Raw genomic sequence first — 22346 nt, 5'->3', positions numbered from 1 at the left:
CGGAAGTATAATTCTCACCAAAAAACAGCATGTAATGCTATCAGGGGCAACGGTAAAGTATTTTAAGTAGCGGCGCGCACTACTTTTGCCTTCTTGTTATACAGCTTTTATCTTTCAGGTCAATTCACTCTCCGCATAACGCCCAGAAGCAGGTTAATGATGTACATTAACTGGGTTAATAAAAGCAACAGGATCAAAACCGGAACCATCATCTGATACCTGATACCTGTTTGGAAGGAAAGCTCCTTTACCTCGCCGGATGCATCATGACCTGATAAACGAAAGAAAAGGAAAACGATAAAGGCCATCAGCAACAGGGTAATTACAATATGTATCCAGATCAATACGGCGGAAAATAAAATCCGGATGGTAATCATATATAATATCCACAACAGCAATAAAAGCATGGCGCCCGCCCGCAGCGTATCAACATAGCTCAATACATAGGAGGCGCCCTGTACAGGCATATCCATAGCATGACTGATGGGGATGAAAGACAGCATGATCAGCAAAACAGCCCACAGGGCAAGCATATGATATGGCTTTGAAAGCAGGCTCATTTTTTGCTTTTCTATTATACGAAGAAACAGGAAACCTCAAATAAAACAAAAACCCGTTCCGCCATGTAGCAGAACGGGCCATTAATGTATTTTCTTCTCAGGTATCAGGTGTCAGCGGAAAATTACTAACGATAGGTTTTTCACCTCTCACCTTTTCCCTCTCACCTTTCAGCATCCCCTTCTCCCTTCTTCCTTCTCACTCTCTTACTAAGCCGTTACTTTTCCTTTCACCTTTGCAATTACTTCTTCAGCAATATTATTAGGCGTAGGATTGTAATGACTGAACTCCATGGTAGATGTTGCGCGACCGGAAGTTAATGAACGCAGTTGGGTTACATAACCAAACATTTCGCTCAATGGTACCTTGGCTTTAATTACCTGCAGGTTATTGCGGGTATCCATGCCTTCTAATATACCGCGACGGCGGTTGATATCGCCGGTTACATCACCCATGTACTGATCGGGCGTTAATACTTCTACCTTCATGATAGGCTCCAGCAGTACGGGTTTAGCTTTACGGCCCGCTTCACGGAACCCGCTTTTTGCACAAAGCTCAAACGACATAGAGTCGGAATCCACATCGTGAAAGCTGCCATCAAACACACGGACTTTCATGTTTTGTACGGGATAATTGGCCAGAACCCCGTTACCCATAGAAGTTTCAAACCCTTTTTGTATGGCAGGCACAAATTCACGCGGAATAGAGCCTCCAAAAATATCATTCACAAACTGGAACGCTTTACCCGGATTTTCTTTCATCCATTCTTCATCGGCAGGTCCCATTTCAAATACAATATCGGCAAATTTACCACGACCACCGGTTTGTTTTTTCAATACTTCCCGATGTTCAATTTTAGCAGTAAATGCTTCTTTATATGCTACCTGGGGTGCACCCTGGTTCACTTCCACTTTAAATTCGCGGCGCATACGGTCAATAATGATTTCCAGGTGCAGCTCACCCATTCCGCGCAGGATAGTTTGACCGGTATCTTCGTCAGTATTTACGCGCAGTGTTGGATCTTCCTCTACCAGTTTACCGATAGCTATACCCATCTTATCAACGTCAACCTGTGTTTTAGGCTCTATTGCTATAGCAATAACCGGTTCAGGAATGAACATGTTTTCCAGGGTAATAGGATGATCTTCATTGCAAAGCGTATCCCCGGTTTTTATTTCCTTAAATCCAACAGCAGCACCAATATCTCCCGCTTCAATAAAATCAACAGGATTTTGCTTGTTGGCAAACATTTTCATGATACGGCTTATCCTTTCCTTTTTGCCACTTCTTACATTTAACACATAAGAACCCGCATCTAAGTGACCCGAGTAAACCCGGAAGAAGGCCAGGCGTCCCACAAAGGGATCGGTCATGATTTTAAAAGCCAGCGCAGCAAAAGGTTCCTTAGCATCGGGGTGGCGGATTTCCACTTCGCCTGTATCCGGGTTCACCCCTTCTATGGCCTCAATATCCATAGGCGAAGGAAGGTAGCGGCAAACCGCGTCCAGCGCTGTTTGTACACCTTTGTTTTTAAATGAAGAACCGCACATCATAGGCACAATGCTCAGATCAATGGCTGCCTTTCTAATGGCAGTATGCATTTCATCTTCAGTAATCGAATGGGGATCATCAAAAAACTTCTCCATCAGGTTGTCATCATATTCAGCAACCGCTTCTACCAGGTGCTCCCTCCATTCATTGGCTTCATCCAGCATATCGGCAGGCACATCAATTTCATCAAAGGTCATGCCCTCCGTTTCATTATGCCATATAATACCTTTCATTTTAATAAGGTCTACCACGCCTTTAAAGCCTTCTTCCGCGCCAATAGGCAACTGCAACGGAACAGCTTTAGCGCCCAGCATTTCCTTTACCTGTTTTACCACATTTAAAAAGTCGGCTCCGGCGCGGTCCATCTTATTTACAAACCCAATACGCGGCACTTTATAACGGTTTGCCTGGCGCCAAACGGTTTCACTCTGGGGCTCCACGCCATCTACAGCCGAAAACAGGGCGATCAGCCCGTCTAACACACGCATGGAACGTTCTACTTCTACAGTAAAATCTACGTGGCCGGGGGTATCAATAATATTGAAACTGTATTTTTTTGTATCGGCCGTTACCTTTCCTTTAACTGTAGGAAAGTTCCAGTGGCAACTTACCGCCGCGGAGGTAATGGTAATACCTCTTTCTTTTTCCTGCTCCATCCAGTCGGTAGTGGCAGCACCGTCATGTACTTCCCCCGTTTTGTGTATCATACCGGTGTAGCGCAGAATACGCTCTGTAGTAGTGGTTTTACCTGCATCAATGTGTGCAGCAATACCAAAGTTTCTCTGAAATTTTAAGTCTGCCATTTTATGGGGATTAAATATTTTTACTTTTAATATAGTTAAAGCGCACTATGCTCCAATTATATTTTTTTGAGGCGCAAAGGTAGCGAAATTAGTGTGAAAACAATAGCACAGCCATTCTAAAATTTTATATAGAAAAAACAGGGAAAGCCATGACAGGTTTGGTAGCTTTATAGCATCTTGCTAATCAAGCCTGTTTAGAAAGGAGATGTAACAATGACAACAAAACAAGTAGTAATTATAGGGGGAGGATTTGCAGGTATTAACCTGGCTAAGCATTTGGCAGATAAAAGCGGATTCAATGTTATCCTCGCAGATAAAAATAATTATAACTTCTTTCCGCCCCTGCTTTACCAGGTAGCTACCGGTTTTTTGGAAGCGTCTAATATCAGCTACCCGTTCCGAAAAATGTTCCAGGGGAAAAAAAATATCCGGTTCCGGATGGGTGAACTATTGAAAGTAATTCCGCAGGAGAACAAAATAGTACTGTCATCCGGCGATTTGGAATATGATTATTTAGTGCTTGCCACAGGAACGGAAAGTAATTATTTTGGATTGGAGCATGTGAAGGCAAACGCCATTCCCATGAAAACAGTGAATGATGCGCTGGAAATGCGCAATTACCTGCTACAGCAGTTAGAAAACGCTACGCTTACCCCGGATAAAGCGGAAAGAGAAAAACTGCTAACCATTGTTATTGCCGGCGGGGGACCAACAGGAGTGGAAGTATCGGGCATGTTGGCCGAGATGAGAAAATATATTATCCGTAAAGACTATCCCGAATTCAGGGGAGCAAAAGACCAAAGCCATATTTATTTAATAGATGGCGGCGATCAGTTACTGTCGCCCATGAGCCAAAAATCTCAAAAGGATACTTTTAACGCTTTATCAAAATTAGGCGTTGAAATTAAGCTGAATATACAGGTAAAGGATTATGTAAATGATACGGTTATTTTGTCCAACGGAGAGAACATTCAAACCAAAACGCTCATTTGGGCAGCAGGCGTTTCTGCAAAAGCCATAGCCGGCATGCCCGCAACTTCCTATGGCCGGGGCAAACGGCTTTTGACAGACGCGTTTAACAAAGTGCAGAACAGTTCCAATATATACGCTATTGGTGATACCTGCCTGCAAACCAGCGATCCCGGTTTTCCGCAGGGGCATCCCCAGGTGGCGCAGGTAGCTTTGCAGCAGGGAAAAAACCTGGCGATTAATTTCAGAAGAATGACAACACAGCAGCCACTGCGGCCGTTTCGTTATACAGACAAAGGTACGATGGCTATTATAGGACGAAATAAAGCCGTTGCCGACTTACCTAAACCCCCGTTGCATTTCAGGGGGTTTATTGCCTGGTTTATGTGGCTGTTCATTCACCTTATTTCTTTGGTTACCTACCGCAATAAAATAACCACGCTTTATAACTGGATGATTGCTTATTTCACCAAAGACCAGGCGCTCCGGATGATCATAAGACCGCTGAAAAAAGAATAGTAATTAGCTTAATCCATTAAGTTAGGGATCCTTTCCCTATCATCGTCATACTTAAATTGCAGCATAAGTGAAAGTTGCAGAAAATTTTTACCACCGCGTTTGCTGAGCGAATAGTTGTATTGGTTTACATATCCGGCCTGAACGGTAGTAACCGGCGTTAATATATAGCCTGCACCTGCGAAAAACCGATTACGTTCAAAATGAGGGGCTTTGTTGTTCAAAAAAACTTCATCATAAGCATTTAAATAAACTGTGCCGGGTACCAGTTTGGCATTATTTAATGGCAGCATCATATTCAAACGGTAACGAAAACGGTTCCGGTAACCATCGCCTGTCCATTTTTGCTCCGCACGATAGCGATGCTCTATTTTCAGCCGTTCAAGATATTGGTTCATGGTAACCTGTTGCCATATCCGAAATTCTTCACTGGCAAATGGCTTGGCAAAGTTTCCTTCATCAGCATAAGTGGCATACCTGCCGGTACCAACCAAAAATGAAAAATTGTTATTAATGCTATAGCTCAGTCCACCTTTAATTTCGTAGTAAAAAAAATTATTGAAAAAACTGTTTGACCTTGCCTGCAGTTCTGTAAAAACCTTCCATTTCTGGCTTAAGCTTAATTGCGCGTTAACCACCTGCCAGGTACCCAGTTCCTTGTTTTGAGCAAAAGTAAGCTTTGAGAGCAGCAAAAGGATGATCGTAATTTTCAGTTTCATCTCCGTACAATTTACAGGATCAGGCAGGTATTAAAGCCGGGTAATATAATACCAACTTCTTTAAATAATAAATACCCTGCCGAAAAATAACAGCAGGGTATTTATATAAAAATATTAAAAAAGATTTTATATTCTGAAATGGGCAAACGCTTTGTTGGCATCGGCCATACGGTGCGTATCTTCTTTCTTTTTAAAAGCAGCGCCCTCACCTTTACTGGCAGCCATAATTTCATTGGCTAATTTATCGGCCATTGTTTTTCCGTTCCTGTCGCGGCTATACCGGATAAGCCATTTAATGCTAAGTGATATTTTACGGTCGGGACGAACTTCAGCGGGGATTTGAAATGTTGCACCGCCAATCCTGCGACTACGTACTTCAACACCCGGTGTAACATTATTCAATGCACGTTTCCATATTTCATAGCCGTTTTCACCGGATACTTTTGAAACACGATCAATAGCATCGTAAAATATATCGTAAGCCGTACTTTTTTTGCCACCCCACATTAAGTTATTTACAAAACGGGTAACCAGTTTATCGTTAAACTTTGGATCAGGGGCTAATGGTAATTTTTTGGCTTGTGCTTTACGCATGTTGGTTAAATATTATTACGCTAATCAGTTTACTTGTGTTATACCTTAAGGCTATTTCTTAGCCTTCTCTCTCTTGGTTCCGTATTTGGAACGGCTTTGCTTACGGTCTTTTACACCCGCGGTATCTAAGCTGCCTCTTACAATGTGGTAACGAACACCCGGCAAATCCTTTACACGACCACCCCTGATCAATACGATAGAGTGTTCCTGCAAGTTATGTCCTTCACCAGGTATGTAGGCAATTACTTCCACCTTATTGGTTAAACGCACTTTTGCCACTTTGCGCAAAGCCGAATTAGGTTTTTTAGGAGTGGTGGTATATACACGGGTACATACGCCACGACGCTGCGGGCAGCTATCCAAAGCCCTTGATTTGCTTTTTGCTCTGATGATCTCTCTACCTTTTCTAACTAATTGTTGTATTGTAGGCATTCTTACCTTTTATTTTTGGGAGGGCAAAGGTAAGCGGCTTGTTGGGAAATACCAAAATTTATAAGTTTAAATTATTAAAAGCCGCTGTTTATTTAATTTCGCCTGTAGCCTGCACATTCGCGCCGTTCATTATCTTTATGTAATAGCCCGTTTTACTGATCAGATCACTGTATTTTACAGGGAGGTTGGATCCGCTCCCCATAACCGGGTTCACCGTTAAACTGCCCGTTTTGCCATTAACATTACCTAAGTAGGAAAAAACAAGTTCATTTGCCGTCTCATCTTTGGTATTAATCACGGCGTCAAAATTTATCCCGTTCTGCCGGTAGGGCTCGTTTATAGAAATGGTTAACCGGGTATTTCCATCGGCTAACTGGTCAATACGAAAATTGCCTGCTTCCACTTCAGCGCCACTTGAATAATTAAATAACTTATACGTTCTGAAGTCAAGATTGGGATCGGGATTGCTATTATTATCTTTTTTGCATCCTGCAAAAACTGCCGACAGTAAAAAAAATAAGGTCAAAACTTTCGATCCGTTACGCTGTTTTATCATAATTAAATTGTTTTGCTGCTATAGCTACAATTCCGTACCAGATTGATCATTTACATCAGCATTCATTTAAAAGTTGTCTAAAACTTTACTTTTATAGGATTTGTTTAACTTAAAGCAGGAATGAAAATGCAAAGCGCATAAAAAAAGTCATTAGTTAAATGACTTTTGTAATAATACGGGGCGTTTTTTCCTCAATTTACACCGCCAGCATCCAATGATGCGTATCAGGTGATTTACCCTGGCGGATGGCATCAAGCTTTTTCTTTATGTCAGCACTTAACGTCCAATCCTTTTCACTGAATTCCATTACATCATCTTTATACTTTACTTTTTGTATCATAGCAATGGTGGCGGCCGTTCCTGTGCCAAATACTTCCTGCAGCCTTCCCTCCTTATGCGCTTTAATTACCTCGTCAATATTAATACGCCGTTCTTCCACCGGTATGCCCATCTCTTTTAAAACAGTAATTACACTTTTGCGGGTTATGCCATCCAATATTGTTCCTTCATCCAGGGAAGGCGTTATTGCAGTATGGTCAATAACAAAAAAAACATTCATCATACCCACTTCCTGCAGCCATTTATGTTCGGAAGCATCTGTCCACAATACCTGGTCGTAGCCCTGCTTTTGCGCCTCTGTTGCAGCAATCAGGCTGCCGCCATAGTTTCCGGCGTTTTTTGCAAAACCAACGCCGCCCGGCGCCGCACGGGTATATCTTTCTTCCACCAGTATATTCATGGGTTTGGGAAAATAGGGGCCGGTAGGACTTAAAATGATCAGGAATTTATATGTTTGGGAAGGGCGAACGCCCAGCATAGCATCGGTAGAAAACATAAAGGGCCTGATATACAGGGAATGATCTTTTTTACCAGGGATCCAATTCTTATCTATTGCTATAAGGCGGCGCATTCCTTCAATAAAAATCTCTTCCGGCACTTCAGGCATATTCATCCTTGCAGCCGAAATATTAAACCGCCTGAAATTATCGTATGGCCTGAACACAAAAGCGTTGCCCTGCTCATCTTTATAAGCCTTAATACCTTCAAAAATAGCCTGCCCGTAGTGCAGGGCCGCCAGTGAAGGTTCTAACAGCAAGGGCTGGTAGGGCCTGATCTCCACATTCGTCCATTTCCCACCTTCATATTCTGCCTCCAGCATATGATCTGTAAAATATTTTCCAAAAGGCAGGTTTCCCAGGTCAATATCCTGCAACTTGCTCCTTTCTGCTTTTGTAACCTGAATATCCATAGCGGCAATCATAAAACACTATTTTTGTTGCAAAGAAACGAAAAAACCCGATGGCAGGGAAGCTGCTTATAAAATATAATATGAGCCTTAAAAATATAATACTACCCGAAAACGTGATAGCAAGCCTGTATTCGGCACCCATTATTTGTATGGCAAATGCGGCAGGCGGTGCAGCTTCACCCGCAGCTCACATAAAATTCCTGGGCTCCAATCAAAAGCATATTACCATCCTGGTTAATGCAAGCGATGCCCCATTTCTCAGCGACAAATCTTTTATTTTCTTAACCGGGGTGCTTACCGCCTGCAGGCTGAACGTGGCAGATGTAGCCATCATTAACATACATCAATCCAAAAACAATCATTACCTGAGCCTTAATGCCGCTACCCGGCCACAAACCGTACTGCTTTTTGGCGTATCTCCGCAGGAAATAGGATTACCCCTTCACTTTCCTCATTTCCAGGTGCAGCCATTTAACAATACAACTTATGTTTGCGCTCCTGCTTTAGACAGTATTGAAGCAGACAAGCCGCTTAAAGCTAAATTGTGGGTAAGTTTAAAATCAGTTTTCCAACTGTAATATAACCTTATGCAAAAACTTATTTTCGCTACCAATAACCGGCATAAAACAGAAGAGATACGTTCCGTATTGAAAGGGCGGTTTAATATTATAACCCTTGCGGAGGCGGGTATTGACATTGATATTCCGGAACCTTTTGATACATTGGAGGAAAACGCGAAAGAAAAAGCAATTACAATATATAAGCTAACCGGAATAAGCTGCTTTGGAGAAGATACCGGATTAGAGACCCATGCGCTGAATGGCGAGCCTGGCGTTAAAAGCGCAAGATATGCCGGGGAAGAAAGAGATTTTACTGCCAATATGGAAAAATTGCTGAACAAGCTAAGGGGCAAGGCAGACAGGACAGCGCGGTTCAGAACGGTGATCTCATTAATACTGGAAGGGATTGAATACCAGTTTGAAGGGATTTGCGAGGGACAGATTGCGGAAGCACCCCGCGGGGAAAAAGGATTTGGATATGACCCGGTATTTGTACCCCTCCGCAGCAATCGTACATTTGCCGAAATGAGCATGGCCGAAAAGAACCAATACAGCCACCGGGGGAAGGCTGTGGAACGATTCGTTCAGTTTTTAATAAAAATATAACCGTACTATCACCTTATCATTAAAATAAAAAAGAAGAAAATTGATCTTTGTTGATTAAATGTCTTTACCAAGCAACCATAACATCAGTGAAAGCGACTTGATAAAGGGTTGCCTGGATGGAGATCGCCGTATGCAGGAACATTTATATCAGCGGTTTTCACCTAAAATGTATGCGGTGTGCCTTCGTTATGCGGGTAAAGCCGAAGATGCCCAGGATATTTTGCAGGACGGGTTTGTGAAGATTTTCAAAAACCTGCACATGTATCGCGGCGATGGCTCATTTGAAGGCTGGATAAGAAGAATATTTGTGAATACGGCAATTGAGCATTACCGTAAGCAGGCGAATCTTTACCCCGTTACCGAAAACCATGAAAACCTGCTTGAAACTAAGGAACTATCTGCTTTTGACAGTTTAAGTATGAAGGATTTGATGAAGATGATCCAGGAGCTGTCGCCCGGTTACAGAACAGTGTTCAACTTATATGTAGTTGAAGGTTATTCGCACAAGGAGATCGCGCAAATTGCGGGTATCAGCGAAGGAACAAGTAAATCGCAGTTGGCCAGGGCAAAGGGCGTGCTGCAAAATATTATTAAAACAAAAAGGACACTATCATAATTCTATCCTTAACCCTGATCATGAAATGGAAAAATGAATTATATAATCATGAAGTTAATCCACCCGTTCAGGTGTGGAAGCGGATAGTGCATGATCTTGATAACGAACTTCTGGTATTCAGGAACAGGTTATACGATGCAGAAATTGCCCCCCCGGAAAATAGCTGGGAACTGATTCAGCACACGCTCGATACGCCGTATAGCACTGCTCCCAAAAGCTTTAGTATAAAAAAAGGATTTCGTATTGCTGCTGCCGCGGCACTTATTGGTATTTGTTTTTTTACAGCTAATTATTTTATAACAGGCATCAGTAAAAACAAAACTACCGGTCAAAAAGCATTACCCGCCGGCAAAGCCGGTAATCGCCCAGCCAATCTGCCTGTTGCCGGCAATAACGAAGATGCTGATATTACCGCTCCGGAAAGCAACAAGCGGCCAATGATCGCTTCGCACAACACCCGCAAAAAGCATGAAAGGCAGGCATCTACCAATGCCGTAAATGACTTTTACAGGGAAGAGGCTGGTTTTAATGCACCTCCCGTTTCATTGGTGCCGTACGACAATACAGCCATTACCGACCGCTATAAGCTGGATCATACCGCTGCCAGGCGGATCAGCAATTTAAAAGGAGAGGTAAAAGAAGATGTGCGCCTGATGGACTTACCCAACAGCTACTTTTTAATGACCGGCCCCAACGGGCAATCGGTAAGGGTTTCTTCCAAATTCAGAAATACCATTCAATACCTCAACGGCAGCGGAAAAGAGGAACTGCTGGATGTTATTCTCAGGGAAAGTCAGTACTGGAGAAATCAATTCAAAGTATGGAAGGAACAGGTAGGTCATTCCACTTTTATTCCGTCTGCAGAAAACTTCATGGATATTTCCGAACTAATGAAGCTGCTGCAGCAGCACAGCAACAAATAATGCTCCATTACATTGCCGGTTTATCTTTGCTAAAAAACAAAACATGCCCAGGATAAAACTTGAACTGCCGGAACACTTTTCTTTTCATACAACAATTCCCATTCGTATTACCGACATTAATTATGGCGGACACGCCGGCAACGACAGTATGCTTTCTATTATTCATGAAGCCAGGATGCAGTTTTTGCAACAGCAGGGCTATGATGAAAAAAATTTTGCAGGCGCCGGGCTTATCATGAATGATGTAGCTATAGAGTTTAAAAAGGAACTGTTTTACGGAGACGCGGTAGACATTGCTGTTACAGCTACCGCATTTGAACGGGTAAGCTTTGATATTTTTTACAAATTAGATACGCTCAGGAACGGAAAAAGCATTACCGTTGCGGCTGCCAAAACGGGTATGGTTTGCTTTGATTATACTACCAAAAAAATAACCTCAGTTCCGGAAGAAGCCAGAAGGAAGCTATCAAATTCTTAGAAATCGTAGTCTGCGGATCTGCGGCAAAAAATCAAAATGTCATTTAGTTATCCTGTATCCAACGTCAATGATCAAAATCGTTGCTCCAGCCGCCGTCTTTTAGTTTCCCCGCTTTTTTAAGCACTTCGGCCTCCAGGTTCTTTTTATAGGCTGCAATGCTTTCGCCGACAGTTTTATCAAAGGCGCCGATTATGGTAGCCGCCAGTATACCTGCATTTCTGGAAGCATTCAGGGCCACGGTAGCTACGGGTATGCCATTGGGCATTTGCAAAATAGATAAAACAGAATCCCATCCATCCATAGAGTTGGAAGATTTAACGGGAACCCCTATAACAGGTAATGTGGTAAGGGAGGCCACCATGCCGGGCAAATGTGCCGCCCCGCCAGCACCTGCAATAATAACTTTCAATCCTCTTTCTTTTGCTTTTGAGGCATACGCCACCATACGTAACGGCGTGCGATGCGCCGATACTACGGTAAGCTCAAATGGTATATCAAAGTCTTTTAAAACAGCGGCCGCGTCCTGCATTACAGCAAGATCACTGTCGCTGCCCATAATAATTCCTACAAGTGGCTGTATGGATGACATGCTGATTAGATTTAAATATATTTGATCAGGTATGAGGTGTCAGGTGTTAGCTTTCGGCTTGCAGCCGTCAGCCAAAGTATACTAACGATGAGCTAAGTTCCTTTCCCTTTTCACCTCTCACCACTCACTTCTCCTCCGCTCACCACTTTCAGCACATGCCTGATACGGCTTTGTTTATAGGTCAGATCCTTCCGGTCGGCACTCAAAATAGTAACATGCCCCATCTTTCTTCCCGGTCTTGTTTCTTTTTTTCCATAGATGTGTACAAACACGTTATCCATCTGCAGCACATCTTCCAACCCATCATACTTTGCCACGCCGCTGTAATTTTCTGCTCCCACCACATTCACAATAGCTGCCGGAAGAATCGCTGCCGTATTTCCCAAAGGATAACCTAATATAATACGCCAGAGCATATCAAACTGTGAGCTGTAATTTCCTTCTATCGTATGATGTCCGCTGTTATGCACCCTGGGCGCGGTTTCGTTTACATATACCTCTCCCACTTTATCTATAAACAATTCCACGGCAAAGATACCCGGACTTGCTAAGGCCTTTACTACCTTAAGCGCTATGGCCTCTACTTTCCATAAAATATTTTCGGTAAGCTCGGCAGGACTTACCTGGTAGTCGAGCAAATTCAGCACCGGGTCAAAAACCATATCCACCGGCGGATACAAAGTGGTTTGCCCGGACTCGTTAACTGCAACAATTTGTGCTATCTCTTTATGAATATTGATTTTTTTTTCGAGTACAGCCGGCGCATCAAACCCCTTGCCGGTGTCCTGTGCAGTTGCAATAACCTGAACGCCTCTTCCATCGTATCCACCCGAAGCCAGTTTATGTACTGCCGGCAAAAAATGTGCATACTGCTCCAATTCCTGCAACGATTGGGTGATTACAAAATCTGCCGAAGGAATGGAATGAGATGCATAAAATTGTTTTTGTTCAATTTTATTTTTAATGATGCGCAGGGCCGCAGTACGGGGATATACTTTTACCCCTTCCGCTTCCAATGCCGCCAGGGCGTCATCATTTACCGATTCAATTTCAATGGTAAGCGCGTCCAAACCTTTCCCGAACCTATACACATCATCATAATGCCGGATATCTCCTTTCACAAAATGATGGCAAAGATGCGCGGCAGGACAATCCGCGTCATTTTCCATAACATAGGTTTCAACAGGATAGTTGGCGGCCGCCTGCAATAACATTCTGCCCAACTGACCTCCGCCCAGAATTCCAACTTTCAGCATAAATCTTTTAAATAAGCCGTGAAGATAATAAACAGATGGAAATTCAGTGGTGAAATGAATGCCTGCCGGATCATTTTGTGAAATTTATTCTTTTGCAGCGGCATGCCGGGCGGTATTGCTATATGCAGCGTTTTAACAGGTATTAATAAAATAGATGACCGCTTTTAGCGTTGAAAGAAAGCCGCCTGTTTTAGTTACTTAAAACACCGGAAAGATTATTCATTCTTTTTTGTACGATATACAGGCCACGGTTTCAGAAAATAACGATGAGCATATGCATTGAAGTTAATATATACACAACAGTAAAAGTGAAAATTTGCAACATCGTATTACAATAAGCATGATATTTGTGAAGAGAAACTATCTGCGGGGAAATTGTAACATAATAAAAGTCCGAAGTAAGCTATAATCCATATTAATGAATAAACTGAAATCCATTCTCACCGCATTCTTTGTCATTCTTTTTTCCTGCGTTGTAAACGGGCAAAATTCATTTGTTGATTATCAAAAATCATTCGCTAAAGTTGCCGATGTTTTCCGGCGTAAGGAAGATACGCTGCGTAAACAATTTGAAGCAAAAGGCCTGAAATGGCCGGCAAAATATATTTATATCCGCTCATTTAAATACGACAGCCAGTTGGAAGTATGGGTAAAAAACAATACCCGGGAGCCATTCAAATTATTTAAAACCTTTAAAATATGTGCAATGGCAGGGTCCTTGGGACCTAAAAGAATGTCGGGCGACTACCAGGTACCGGAAGGCTTTTATTACATTACTGAATTTAAACCCAACAGCGCTTACCATTTATCGTTAGGATTAAATTACCCAAATGCATCAGATAAAATGCTGAGCGATTCGCTATACCCCGGCGGAGATATTTTTATTCACGGATCATGTGTAACGGAAGGTTGTATACCTATTACCAACGATCAAATTGAAGATTTGTATGTTATTACAAGCTATGCACGCGCTATGGGGCAGGATTATATTCCTGTGCACATATTTCCCATACAATTCAATAATCCGAAAAGCGTAAATTATTTAGAACGTTTCCTGAAAATTTACCGCAATTACAAACCCCTGGCAGATAACCTAGAGGCGGCCTATAACTATTTTGAAAAAAACAGGCAGGTACCCGTAGTGATGATTAATACAAGGGGAGCATACTTAGTTGAAAATATACAGCCAGCCGAAGAAAAAACAGTTAAGCCCAAAAGAACGCTACCCGAAAAAAAGGTGCCCATACCGGAACATGAACTGGCGAAAGTAGTTAATAATCAGCCTGTTTATCCCGGTGGTTCAAAAGCTTTCCAGCACTTTCTTGATGAAACAGGAAGAGAGCTGGCAACGTTCTTAGCTGAAGGACAAAGAGCGGCATATCTTGTAGTGGATTATATTATTGATAAAGAGGGCAAACCGGTATATGCCCGCGTAATAAAAGGTGGTAATGATGACATTAATGAACTGATTGAAAAGAAATTTGAAAATATGCCGCAATGGAAACCTGCTATCCGGCAGGAGCAGCCCGTTGCCTTCCGGTTAAAACAAACCATAGTTATAGAAGCCGCTCCGGGGTCATAGGGGTTGCAAGTTGCAGGGGGCGCCAGGTTACACTCTGAAACTTGAAACCTCTGACCTGCAATCTCCACTACACCTCCTGTATCATAATCATACTTTAAGTGTATCAAAACCGTACAGCGTACAGCACAAATTCTTTACAATATATTGGCTATCAGTATCTTAAATTCGTGGCACTAATTTTATACCATTCCAGGTAAAAGTGAAAGCGGGAGAGATACAGCTCATTTTCCAGATAGCTGGTACCTTTTAAAAAAACAGTATGATAGAACTTACCAACATTGCAAAAACGGTTAACATCGGCGGCTCAAAAACCTATATTCTTAAAGACATTAACCTGAAAATAAACCAGGGTGAATTTATTTCCATCATGGGGCCTTCCGGCTCGGGAAAGTCTACCCTGCTGAATATTATTGGTATGCTCGATGACCCATCCGAGGGGTATCATTATTTTATGGGCGATGCCGTGCATTTGCTGAAAGAAAAGCAGCGCGCTCAATTATATAAAAAATATATCGGCTTTGTTTTCCAGGCCTATCATCTTATTGATGAACTAACGGTGTATGAAAATATTGAAACGCCGCTTATTTACCAGGACATGAAATCATCTGAACGAAAAGCCATAGTTGCCGATGCCCTGGATCGTTTTCAGATCGTAGGTAAAAAAGATCTTTTCCCTACCCAGCTTTCGGGCGGACAACAGCAGTTGGTGGGCATTGCCCGTGCATTGGTAGCCAAACCCAGCCTGCTGCTGGCAGATGAACCTACCGGCAACCTCAATTCCAAACAGGGTGAAGAAATAATGGACCGCTTCAAAAAACTAAACCAGGAAGAAGCTGTAACTATTATACAGGTAACGCATTCAGAAAAAAATGCCGGGTATGGCTCGCGGATCATTAACCTGTTAGACGGCAAAATCGTTTGATTTGAAATTTAGTTTTTAATATTTGAGATTACTAAGCAATAGCGTTGCAATAAAACAGCAAACAGCAGGGATATAGGCTGCTGAAATAAAAACCAACTTTACAATGCAAAAGTTAATGCAAGGAATTATAGCATGCATAATATCAATAAGCAGCTATGCGCAAAATGGAAGTTTCTCATTACAACAATGTGTTGAAACAGCACTGAACAATAATATCCCGGTTAAACAAAATGAGTTGTTGCTGCAATCGGCCAGGGCCGACTGGCAAAAAGCAAAAGCCGGCTTACTTCCCGATCTGAATGGGAACTGGGGTTATGGCTGGAACCAGGGACGCGCCATTGACCCTTTTACCAACAGCTATATTGATCAACGTTTTTCTTCCTCCGGCGCCGGGTTAAGTGCAGGACTTACATTGTTCGGCGGATTGCAGTTGCAGAACCTGATCCGTCAAACGGGTTACGCCTATCATGCCAGTGAAATGGAATGGCAGCAATCTAAAGACAAGCTAACCTTAGATGTGCTGCTCGCGTATTTAACCGTATTGAATACTGAAGATACCTGGAAGATCATGTCTGAACAAGCCGAAGTAACCCGCAAACAGGTGGAACGACTAACGGCGATGGTAAACGAAGGAGCAGTAGGAAGCTATCTGCTTTCAGATATGAAAGGGCAATTGTCGGGCGATGAACTGGCTGCCATTAACAACTATAATGCATTGCAAACATCCAAGCTGAATCTCAGCCAGTTAATGCATATTCCTTATGACAAGAACATGCAATTAGAAAGGCTGCCTGAAGCGGAATTGCTGGAAATGTATCCCGGCAGCGCCGCGGAAATATACACGGCTTCTCTTCAAAACCTGGCACAGGTTAAAGCGGTTGATCTGCGGGTAAAAAGCATGGCAAAGGGTGTGCGGGTGGCAAAAGGTGGCTATTACCCTTATTTACGGCTAAACGGCAATCTTAATACCAATTATTCCAGCGTTTCCTCCATGTCGGTTCCCTCTACCATTACAGAAGTAAATACAGGACAATACGTAATGACAGACAATATTAAAAACCCGGTGCTGGTACAACAACAAAATTATACAGCACAAAAAATTTCCTACAACAGCCAGTTTAAAAATAACCTGGGCAGCTATGTTGGATTGAGTCTCAACATTCCCATTTTTAATAACCTGCAGGTAAGCACCAATATAAAAAAAGCAAAACTGAGCGAAAAGAATGCAGCATATGAAGCTGAAAATACCAAGCTCATACTGCAGCAAAGTATAGAGAAAGCGTACCAGGATATGTCATCGGCCTACGAACGTTACAAAGTACTGCAACAACAGGTTCTACAATATAAAGAATCATTCCGCTCCGCGGAAATCCGCTTTAACTTAGGCACTATCGTTTCTACAGAATACCTGCTCACCAAAAATAATTACGACAGGGCTAAGCTCAATCTTACACAAACCTGGTACGAATATATCTTCCGTACGCGCATACTGGATTTTTACCAGGGCAGGCTGAGCCTGTAACGCTGTTAAGCTGCTCATCCCAGCAGGTATTGCCCCACACTAAATACCGGCGGCAAAACGGAATGCCCGCTTTTATTAAACACCAAAGGAAAATGATACATTTGTTTTCAAATAAACAGCTATGCGCAACACAATTCACATAAAAAACATAACACTGCTCTTTTTGCTAACGGTAAACATGGCATTTGTGCGGGCGCAGCTTAATCCTGCGGATAAGCTACCGGTTGATACCGCTGTTACTATAGGTAAATTACCCAACGGACTCACGTACTATATCCGCCCCAATAACAAACCCGAACAAAAAGTAGAACTGCGATTAGTGGTTAACGTGGGTTCTATTAATGAAGATGCCGATCAGCTTGGCCTGGCGCATATGGCTGAACACATGGCTTTTAACGGCACAAAAAACTTTAAGAAAAATGATATTATATCTTTTCTCCAGAATATAGGCGTTGGTTTCGGCAGTGACCTGAATGCATCTACCGGATTTGATGAAACGGTTTATATTTTACCCATCCCTACCGATAAACCCGGCAACTTAGAAAAGGGGTTTAGCGTGCTGGAAGACTGGGCGCATAACGTTACTTATTTGGATGACGACATAGATAATGAGCGGGCCATTATCCTGGAAGAAAGCCGTTCGGGGAAAGGAGCCGGAGAAAGAATGTTTAAAAAGATACTGCCCAAACTGCTCAGCGGTTCATTGTACGCCGAGCGTTTGCCCATTGGCAAAGACAGCATCATTAAGAACTTTACATATGACGCCATACGCCGCTTTTATAAAGAATGGTACCGCCCCGAACTGATGGCGGTAATTGTGGTGGGCGACATTACTAAAGAAAAGGCTACAGCACTGATAAAAAAGCACTTTGAAAGTTTAACCAACCCTGCCAGTGTACGCCCGCGGCTGCAAACACCGGTACCTCCCTATGCTACTAATGATGCCCTGGTGGTAACCGATAAGGAAGCTACCAGTTTCCAGGCCATCGTTGAATTTCCGGCCTACCCATCGGAAAAGATTATTACGTATGGCGATTATAAGAAAGACCTGCAAAGGGATCTGTTTGTAACGATGCTGAATAAACGTATGCAGGAACTTACCCAAAAAGAAAACCCGCCTTTTGTATATGGCGGTGGCGCTTTCAGCGGCTTTGCGCGGGGATACGAAAATTTTGAGCTATATGCGGTTTCCGGCGATAAGGAGCCTACCAGCGCTTTACAGGCTGCGCTGGAAGAACTGGAAAAAGTAAAGCGTTTTGGATTTACCGCTCCCGAACTGGAGAGAGCTAAAAAGAATATGTTAGCCACATATGAAAAGAACTACAACGACAGGGACAAAAGGGAGTCATCCAATTTTGTGGACGAATATATCCAGCATTATTTGCAGCAATCGCCCATACCCGGTATAGCAACGGAATATAAAATGGCCGAAGATTTTCTGCCGGCAATCAGCCGGGAAGATGTAAATGCCGTTGCATCCGTTCTGAAAGGAGACCAGCATGTATTTGCATTTATTATGGGACCGCAGAAGGAAGATGTACAACTTCCTTCTCCCCAGGCGCTTTTACAGGCGGTAGCGCTTGCCGAAAAAGCCGATGTAAAGCCCTATGAAGAAAAAGCCGTAGCTACCGAACTCTTATCAGCATTACCCAAAGCAGGCAGGGTAACCGGCAAAAAAAACAATGCGGCCACAGGCGCAACGGAACTCACTTTATCAAACGGCATTACGGTTACGCTTAAGGCTACAGATTTTAAGAATGACGAAATACTGATGTCCGCCTCCCGTTACGGCGGCACCAGCAATTACAGGCAACCCGATAAATACAACGCCGCCTATGCCATACCGGTAGTAAACGCCATGGGGTTTGGGAATTTTTCACCCACCGACCTGCAAAAAGCATTGTCGGGCAAAACCGTATCGGCTACGCCATTTATAGCAGGCACTACCGAGGGCATTAACGGAAGTTCAACTGTTAAAGACCTGGAAACCATGTTTCAACTGGCCTATCTTAAACTAACACAGCCCCGAACAGACAGCAGCCTGTTCAAATCGTATATACAAAAAAATAAAACGCAACTGGCATTATTAGGCTCCAATCCGCAGGCAGCATTTATTGATACCGCTTTTCGCATTTTTTATAACAACAGCCCGCTTGCACCTATTCATGTGCCTAAGGCTGCTTATTTTGACAGTATACAAATCGGCAGAATCATAAATATATACAAACAACGGCTGGGTGATGCCGGGGGATTGCATTTTGTTTTCACGGGTAACTTTAAAGAAGCTGAAATTATTCCGTTCATTGAAACCTATATTGCCAGCCTGCCGGCTACCGCCAGGAAATCGAATTACATTGACCAGAAAGTAAGGCCCATACAGGGAAAAAGAGCGCTAACCGTTTATAAAGGCGAGGAGCAAAAAAGTCTTATCCTTTCTTTTTATTACGGAGATATTCCCTATTCTGAAGACCTTGCGCTTAAAGCAAGCGCCGTTACCGAAGTGCTCAACATTCGTATTATTGAAGAACTCAGGGAAAAGGTGCAGGGCATTTATGGCGGTGGCATTTTTGGAGGATTGAATAAAACGCCCTACCCTTCTTTCCAGTTTGTAGCGCAATTGCCCTGCGGCCCTGAAAAAGCAGATACCCTGCTGAAAGCCCTTCAAAATGAAATAAACAATATTATTAATAACGGGCCAGGCGTGGAGAACCTTAATAAAGTAAAACAGCAATGGCGCGAATCGCATAAACAGGAGATGAAAGAAAACGGGCCATGGTCTGCCCATCTTTTGGCTGCCAAAACAGAAGGAGAAAACATTGACCGCTTTATTCATTTTGAAAAATACATAGACCAGCTCACCCCTAAAAATGTACAGGAAGCTGCCAGGTTATTATTGAATGGTAAAAATCATTATACCGCCATTCTTATGCCAGCCGACCCGAAGAAGGAATAGGGTACTTGTTAAGAAAAACAGTATGCCGGGAATGGGGTTACCAAAAAATATTTATAAAGCTACAACAGTTCTGTTCCTTCATAAATATCGTGCAGGGGTATAGTGGGTTCCACAACCGGAATTGCCAGCATATCATTTACTGATTTATATTCTTCCAGCTCCCAGTGACCGGAAGCATTTATGCGAAACGCTTCAACGGCAACGCTTTCTGAATCAATAAGGATATATGACTTGAGGGAAGGAATATCCCGGTAAAGCCTGAATTTTTCACCACGATCGTAGCTCTTAGTGGAAGGCAACAGTATTTCAATGATCACGGTTGGTTCAATGGTATAATCATCGTTTGTTTCTTCTTCAATTATATCGCGGCAAATGATAGAAATATCGGGATAAGTAAATAATATGTTTTCCGGAATATGAATGCGCAGATCGCTGCCATAGGGCCGGCAGGTTTTACCTTTTAGCCGGATCGCCAATTCCCCAAAAAGATTAGCATAAATTTTATTGTGCCTCGTACCGGCCCCCGCCATCGCAAATACCTCTCCCCGGTAATACTCATGCTTTTGCGGAGCATCCCGCTCCCATTCCAAGTATTCTTCCTGGGTTATTTTGTTTTTGCCATAAGCAACGGCAGGTTCACGCAACTCCATCATACTACTAATTTACAAAATAAAATTATCTCCAAAAGAAGATGCATTCCAAAGTTAAATATTATTAAAATAATTATTATTTTTAATAACCCTCAACCTTTAAACACTTTAACAGATGAAAAAGCATAACCTTAAACTCCTGACCGCAGCTATTTGTATTACCATAACTACAACAATAAGAGCACAAGTTCAGTTAAGCATTGGCCCGGAAGCTGGTTTTAGCGCTGCGGGACTTTACAGTGCCGATGATGATGTATTTGCCGGGATAAACGGACACTTTGGCGGAACCCTGCATCTGCAATTTGGAAATTACCTGGCTGTAAGACCCTCTGTATTATTTAAATTGGGCAGCATGACTAATACAGACTATGACGACTTCAAGATTTCAATGACCCGTATTTCCGTTCCCATTCCTGTTATGTACTCGTATATTTTTGGCAACAATAGCAACTTGTTTGCAGGTTTAGGCCCTAACCTGATGTATGCCTTATCAGGTAAAACAAAAGACGGGTCCGAGAGCAGGAATATCTCCTTTGGCAGTAACCCCGGTCAATGGAAACCGCTTGATGTAGGTTTGCACGTAAAAGGCGGTTTCCAGTTTCCTGGTGGTATTGCGATAAGCACTTTCTGTAACTTCGGATTTACCAACCTGGCCAACAACGGTGATAAAGTAAAAACCCTTGACGCTATCGGATTTTCAGTTGGCTATATGTTTGGCGGAAGTGAGGATTAATTTTTGTACACTAACCTATAGCTACAATTCCAACAAAATATCAATTGCGCCTGTTCCTGAAATATTATAGCGATGTCAATAAGTTCAACCTGCTTATATCATTAATACTATTAATGATCAGCCAAAGTATGCCGGTAAGCATTATCAGCTTCTGCAGTGTTGGTATGGTGGTTTCGTTTATCATATACCGTTATTACAACAACATTCAGTATTACTTTTACGCCAACGCGGGACTTTCCAAAAATAAATTAATAGCACAGACAGCAGCCATCAATGTAACAGGCTCAACGCTTATACTTTTAATCATACAATGAATCATCAACTAAGCATAAGCGCAATCACCCATTACTATGGCAGGAAAAAAATACTGGAAGACATTAGCTTTGAATGCTGTACAGGTGATATAACCGGGCTTTTTGGGCGAAACGGCTGCGGTAAATCTACCCTGCTGCATATCCTTTTTGGAACGTTGAAACCGGCATCAGGAAGTATACGGATAAATGGCGCGCATCTCCGGAATAACATCAGCAGCAAACAAATAGGCTATAGCCATCAAAAAATATTCCTGCCGCAGCACATCACGGTCAGAAATGTAATTCCTTTATATTTTCCCGGCGGGGAAGATCAGAATAAAATATTTTATTCGCCCGGGATACATCGTATGGAGACTGCCAAAGTGGGTAACCTTTCACTGGGAGAACAGCGATACCTGCAATTTTTACTGGTTATTCATTTACACCATCCCTTTGTTTTATTAGATGAGCCTTTCTCTATGGTGGAACCTGTGTACAGGGAAATCATCAAAGAAAAAATAAGGGAACTGCAAACAGTAAAAGGGTTTATTATAACAGATCATTACTACAAAGATGTACTGGATATTGCCACAAAAAAACTACTGATAACATCAGGAAAAACAATACCCATTAATGGTGAATATGATCTGTCTGCCGCGGGTTATCTTCCGGCCGGGCAGCAGGGCAACAATATGTAAATTCCGTAGCCATATACC

Annotated in this window: 23 protein-coding genes; 13 read left to right on the top strand and 10 right to left on the bottom strand. The window is 42.6% G+C overall.

Annotated elements, in window-relative coordinates; all coding sequences use genetic code 11:
* Positions 1-119 precede the first annotated feature (119 nt).
* Together VL121_RS19635 and fusA are read right to left on the bottom strand one after the other, a co-directional pair.
* Positions 120-560 (bottom strand): hypothetical protein, encoded by a 441-nt coding sequence (locus tag VL121_RS19635; protein ID WP_325408312.1) that lies wholly within the window; start codon positions 558-560, stop codon positions 120-122.
* A 207-nt stretch (positions 561-767) separates the two neighbouring features.
* Positions 768-2912 carry an elongation factor G gene (gene fusA / locus VL121_RS19630; RefSeq protein WP_325408311.1) on the bottom strand — a complete coding sequence of 715 codons (2145 nt, stop codon included), beginning with the start codon at positions 2910-2912 and terminating at the stop codon, positions 768-770.
* A 213-nt stretch (positions 2913-3125) separates the two neighbouring features.
* Between fusA and VL121_RS19625 the strand changes: the two genes are divergently transcribed.
* Positions 3126-4400, top strand: a complete 1275-nt coding sequence (locus VL121_RS19625; RefSeq protein ID WP_325408310.1) for an NAD(P)/FAD-dependent oxidoreductase — start codon at positions 3126-3128, stop codon at positions 4398-4400.
* Between the two features lie 8 nt (positions 4401-4408).
* Here the strand turns inward: VL121_RS19625 and VL121_RS19620 are convergent, their stop codons facing one another.
* The 5 genes from VL121_RS19620 to VL121_RS19600 form a co-directional block, all read right to left on the bottom strand.
* Complete coding sequence (locus VL121_RS19620; RefSeq protein ID WP_325408309.1) at positions 4409-5116, bottom strand: DUF2490 domain-containing protein; 708 nt, start codon at positions 5114-5116, stop codon at positions 4409-4411.
* A 126-nt stretch (positions 5117-5242) separates the two neighbouring features.
* A complete protein-coding gene (rpsG, locus tag VL121_RS19615) occupies positions 5243-5710 on the bottom strand; it encodes a 30S ribosomal protein S7 (protein ID WP_325408308.1) in 468 nt (155 codons plus the stop codon).
* A gap of 51 nt (positions 5711-5761) precedes the next feature.
* The gene (gene rpsL / locus VL121_RS19610) at positions 5762-6142 is read right to left on the bottom strand and encodes a 30S ribosomal protein S12 (protein ID WP_116876838.1); all 381 of its coding nucleotides are present in this window, start codon (positions 6140-6142) and stop codon (positions 5762-5764) included.
* Positions 6143-6230: 88 nt separating this feature from the next.
* Positions 6231-6698, bottom strand: a complete 468-nt coding sequence (locus tag VL121_RS19605) for a hypothetical protein (protein ID WP_325408307.1) — start codon at positions 6696-6698, stop codon at positions 6231-6233.
* A gap of 196 nt (positions 6699-6894) precedes the next feature.
* The gene (locus tag VL121_RS19600; protein ID WP_325408306.1) at positions 6895-7959 is read right to left on the bottom strand and encodes a branched-chain amino acid aminotransferase; all 1065 of its coding nucleotides are present in this window, start codon (positions 7957-7959) and stop codon (positions 6895-6897) included.
* 68 nt (positions 7960-8027) lie between these two features.
* Between VL121_RS19600 and VL121_RS19595 the strand changes: the two genes are divergently transcribed.
* Genes VL121_RS19595 through VL121_RS19575 form a run of 5 tightly spaced genes read left to right on the top strand, consistent with a single transcriptional unit; the run spans position 8028 to position 11130 of the window.
* Positions 8028-8525: a hypothetical protein gene (locus VL121_RS19595; protein ID WP_325408305.1), complete on the top strand. Its 498-nt coding sequence runs from the start codon at positions 8028-8030 to the stop codon at positions 8523-8525.
* A gap of 9 nt (positions 8526-8534) precedes the next feature.
* The gene (rdgB, locus tag VL121_RS19590) at positions 8535-9113 is read left to right on the top strand and encodes an RdgB/HAM1 family non-canonical purine NTP pyrophosphatase (RefSeq protein WP_325408304.1); all 579 of its coding nucleotides are present in this window, start codon (positions 8535-8537) and stop codon (positions 9111-9113) included.
* 58 nt (positions 9114-9171) lie between these two features.
* A complete protein-coding gene (locus tag VL121_RS19585) occupies positions 9172-9729 on the top strand; it encodes an RNA polymerase sigma factor (protein WP_325408303.1) in 558 nt (185 codons plus the stop codon).
* A 20-nt stretch (positions 9730-9749) separates the two neighbouring features.
* Entirely contained in the window at positions 9750-10652 is a 903-nt protein-coding gene (locus VL121_RS19580; RefSeq protein ID WP_325408302.1) for a hypothetical protein, read from the top strand.
* 43 nt (positions 10653-10695) lie between these two features.
* Positions 10696-11130, top strand: coding sequence for an acyl-CoA thioesterase (locus VL121_RS19575; RefSeq protein ID WP_325408301.1), 435 nt, complete (start codon positions 10696-10698; stop codon positions 11128-11130).
* Positions 11131-11194: 64 nt separating this feature from the next.
* Here VL121_RS19575 and purE read toward each other — a convergent pair whose 3' ends face one another.
* Complete coding sequence (gene purE, locus VL121_RS19570) at positions 11195-11719, bottom strand: 5-(carboxyamino)imidazole ribonucleotide mutase (protein ID WP_325408300.1); 525 nt, start codon at positions 11717-11719, stop codon at positions 11195-11197.
* A gap of 110 nt (positions 11720-11829) precedes the next feature.
* Positions 11830-12975: a 5-(carboxyamino)imidazole ribonucleotide synthase gene (locus VL121_RS19565; protein ID WP_325408299.1), complete on the bottom strand. Its 1146-nt coding sequence runs from the start codon at positions 12973-12975 to the stop codon at positions 11830-11832.
* Positions 12976-13393: 418 nt separating this feature from the next.
* Between VL121_RS19565 and VL121_RS19560 the strand changes: the two genes are divergently transcribed.
* The 4 genes from VL121_RS19560 to VL121_RS19545 all read left to right on the top strand — a co-directional run bounded on the left by VL121_RS19560 (position 13394) and on the right by VL121_RS19545 (position 19954).
* The gene (locus VL121_RS19560; RefSeq protein WP_325408298.1) at positions 13394-14557 is read left to right on the top strand and encodes a L,D-transpeptidase family protein; all 1164 of its coding nucleotides are present in this window, start codon (positions 13394-13396) and stop codon (positions 14555-14557) included.
* A 259-nt stretch (positions 14558-14816) separates the two neighbouring features.
* The gene (locus tag VL121_RS19555) at positions 14817-15479 is read left to right on the top strand and encodes an ABC transporter ATP-binding protein (RefSeq protein WP_325408297.1); all 663 of its coding nucleotides are present in this window, start codon (positions 14817-14819) and stop codon (positions 15477-15479) included.
* A gap of 103 nt (positions 15480-15582) precedes the next feature.
* Positions 15583-17001 (top strand): TolC family protein, encoded by a 1419-nt coding sequence (locus VL121_RS19550; protein WP_325408296.1) that lies wholly within the window; start codon positions 15583-15585, stop codon positions 16999-17001.
* Positions 17002-17122: 121 nt separating this feature from the next.
* Positions 17123-19954: a M16 family metallopeptidase gene (locus VL121_RS19545; protein ID WP_325408295.1), complete on the top strand. Its 2832-nt coding sequence runs from the start codon at positions 17123-17125 to the stop codon at positions 19952-19954.
* 59 nt (positions 19955-20013) lie between these two features.
* Here the strand turns inward: VL121_RS19545 and VL121_RS19540 are convergent, their stop codons facing one another.
* Positions 20014-20607 (bottom strand): Uma2 family endonuclease, encoded by a 594-nt coding sequence (locus VL121_RS19540; RefSeq protein WP_325408294.1) that lies wholly within the window; start codon positions 20605-20607, stop codon positions 20014-20016.
* A 112-nt stretch (positions 20608-20719) separates the two neighbouring features.
* Here VL121_RS19540 and VL121_RS19535 point away from each other — a divergent pair, with 112 nt between their 5' ends.
* The 3 genes from VL121_RS19535 to VL121_RS19525 all read left to right on the top strand — a co-directional run bounded on the left by VL121_RS19535 (position 20720) and on the right by VL121_RS19525 (position 22328).
* Positions 20720-21337: a porin family protein gene (locus tag VL121_RS19535; RefSeq protein ID WP_325408293.1), complete on the top strand. Its 618-nt coding sequence runs from the start codon at positions 20720-20722 to the stop codon at positions 21335-21337.
* 113 nt (positions 21338-21450) lie between these two features.
* Positions 21451-21651: a hypothetical protein gene (locus VL121_RS19530; RefSeq protein ID WP_325408292.1), complete on the top strand. Its 201-nt coding sequence runs from the start codon at positions 21451-21453 to the stop codon at positions 21649-21651.
* A complete protein-coding gene (locus VL121_RS19525) occupies positions 21648-22328 on the top strand; it encodes an ATP-binding cassette domain-containing protein (protein WP_325408291.1) in 681 nt (226 codons plus the stop codon). Before VL121_RS19530 ends, VL121_RS19525 begins: the two co-directional genes overlap by 4 nt.
* Positions 22329-22346: the final 18 nt, after the last annotated feature.

It is taken from the genome of Agriterribacter sp. (assembly GCF_035497235.1).
Taxonomy (GTDB): domain Bacteria; phylum Bacteroidota; class Bacteroidia; order Chitinophagales; family Chitinophagaceae; genus Agriterribacter.
The sequence above is the reverse complement of the archived record's forward strand: the minus strand, read 5'-3'. Positions and strand labels throughout refer to the sequence as shown.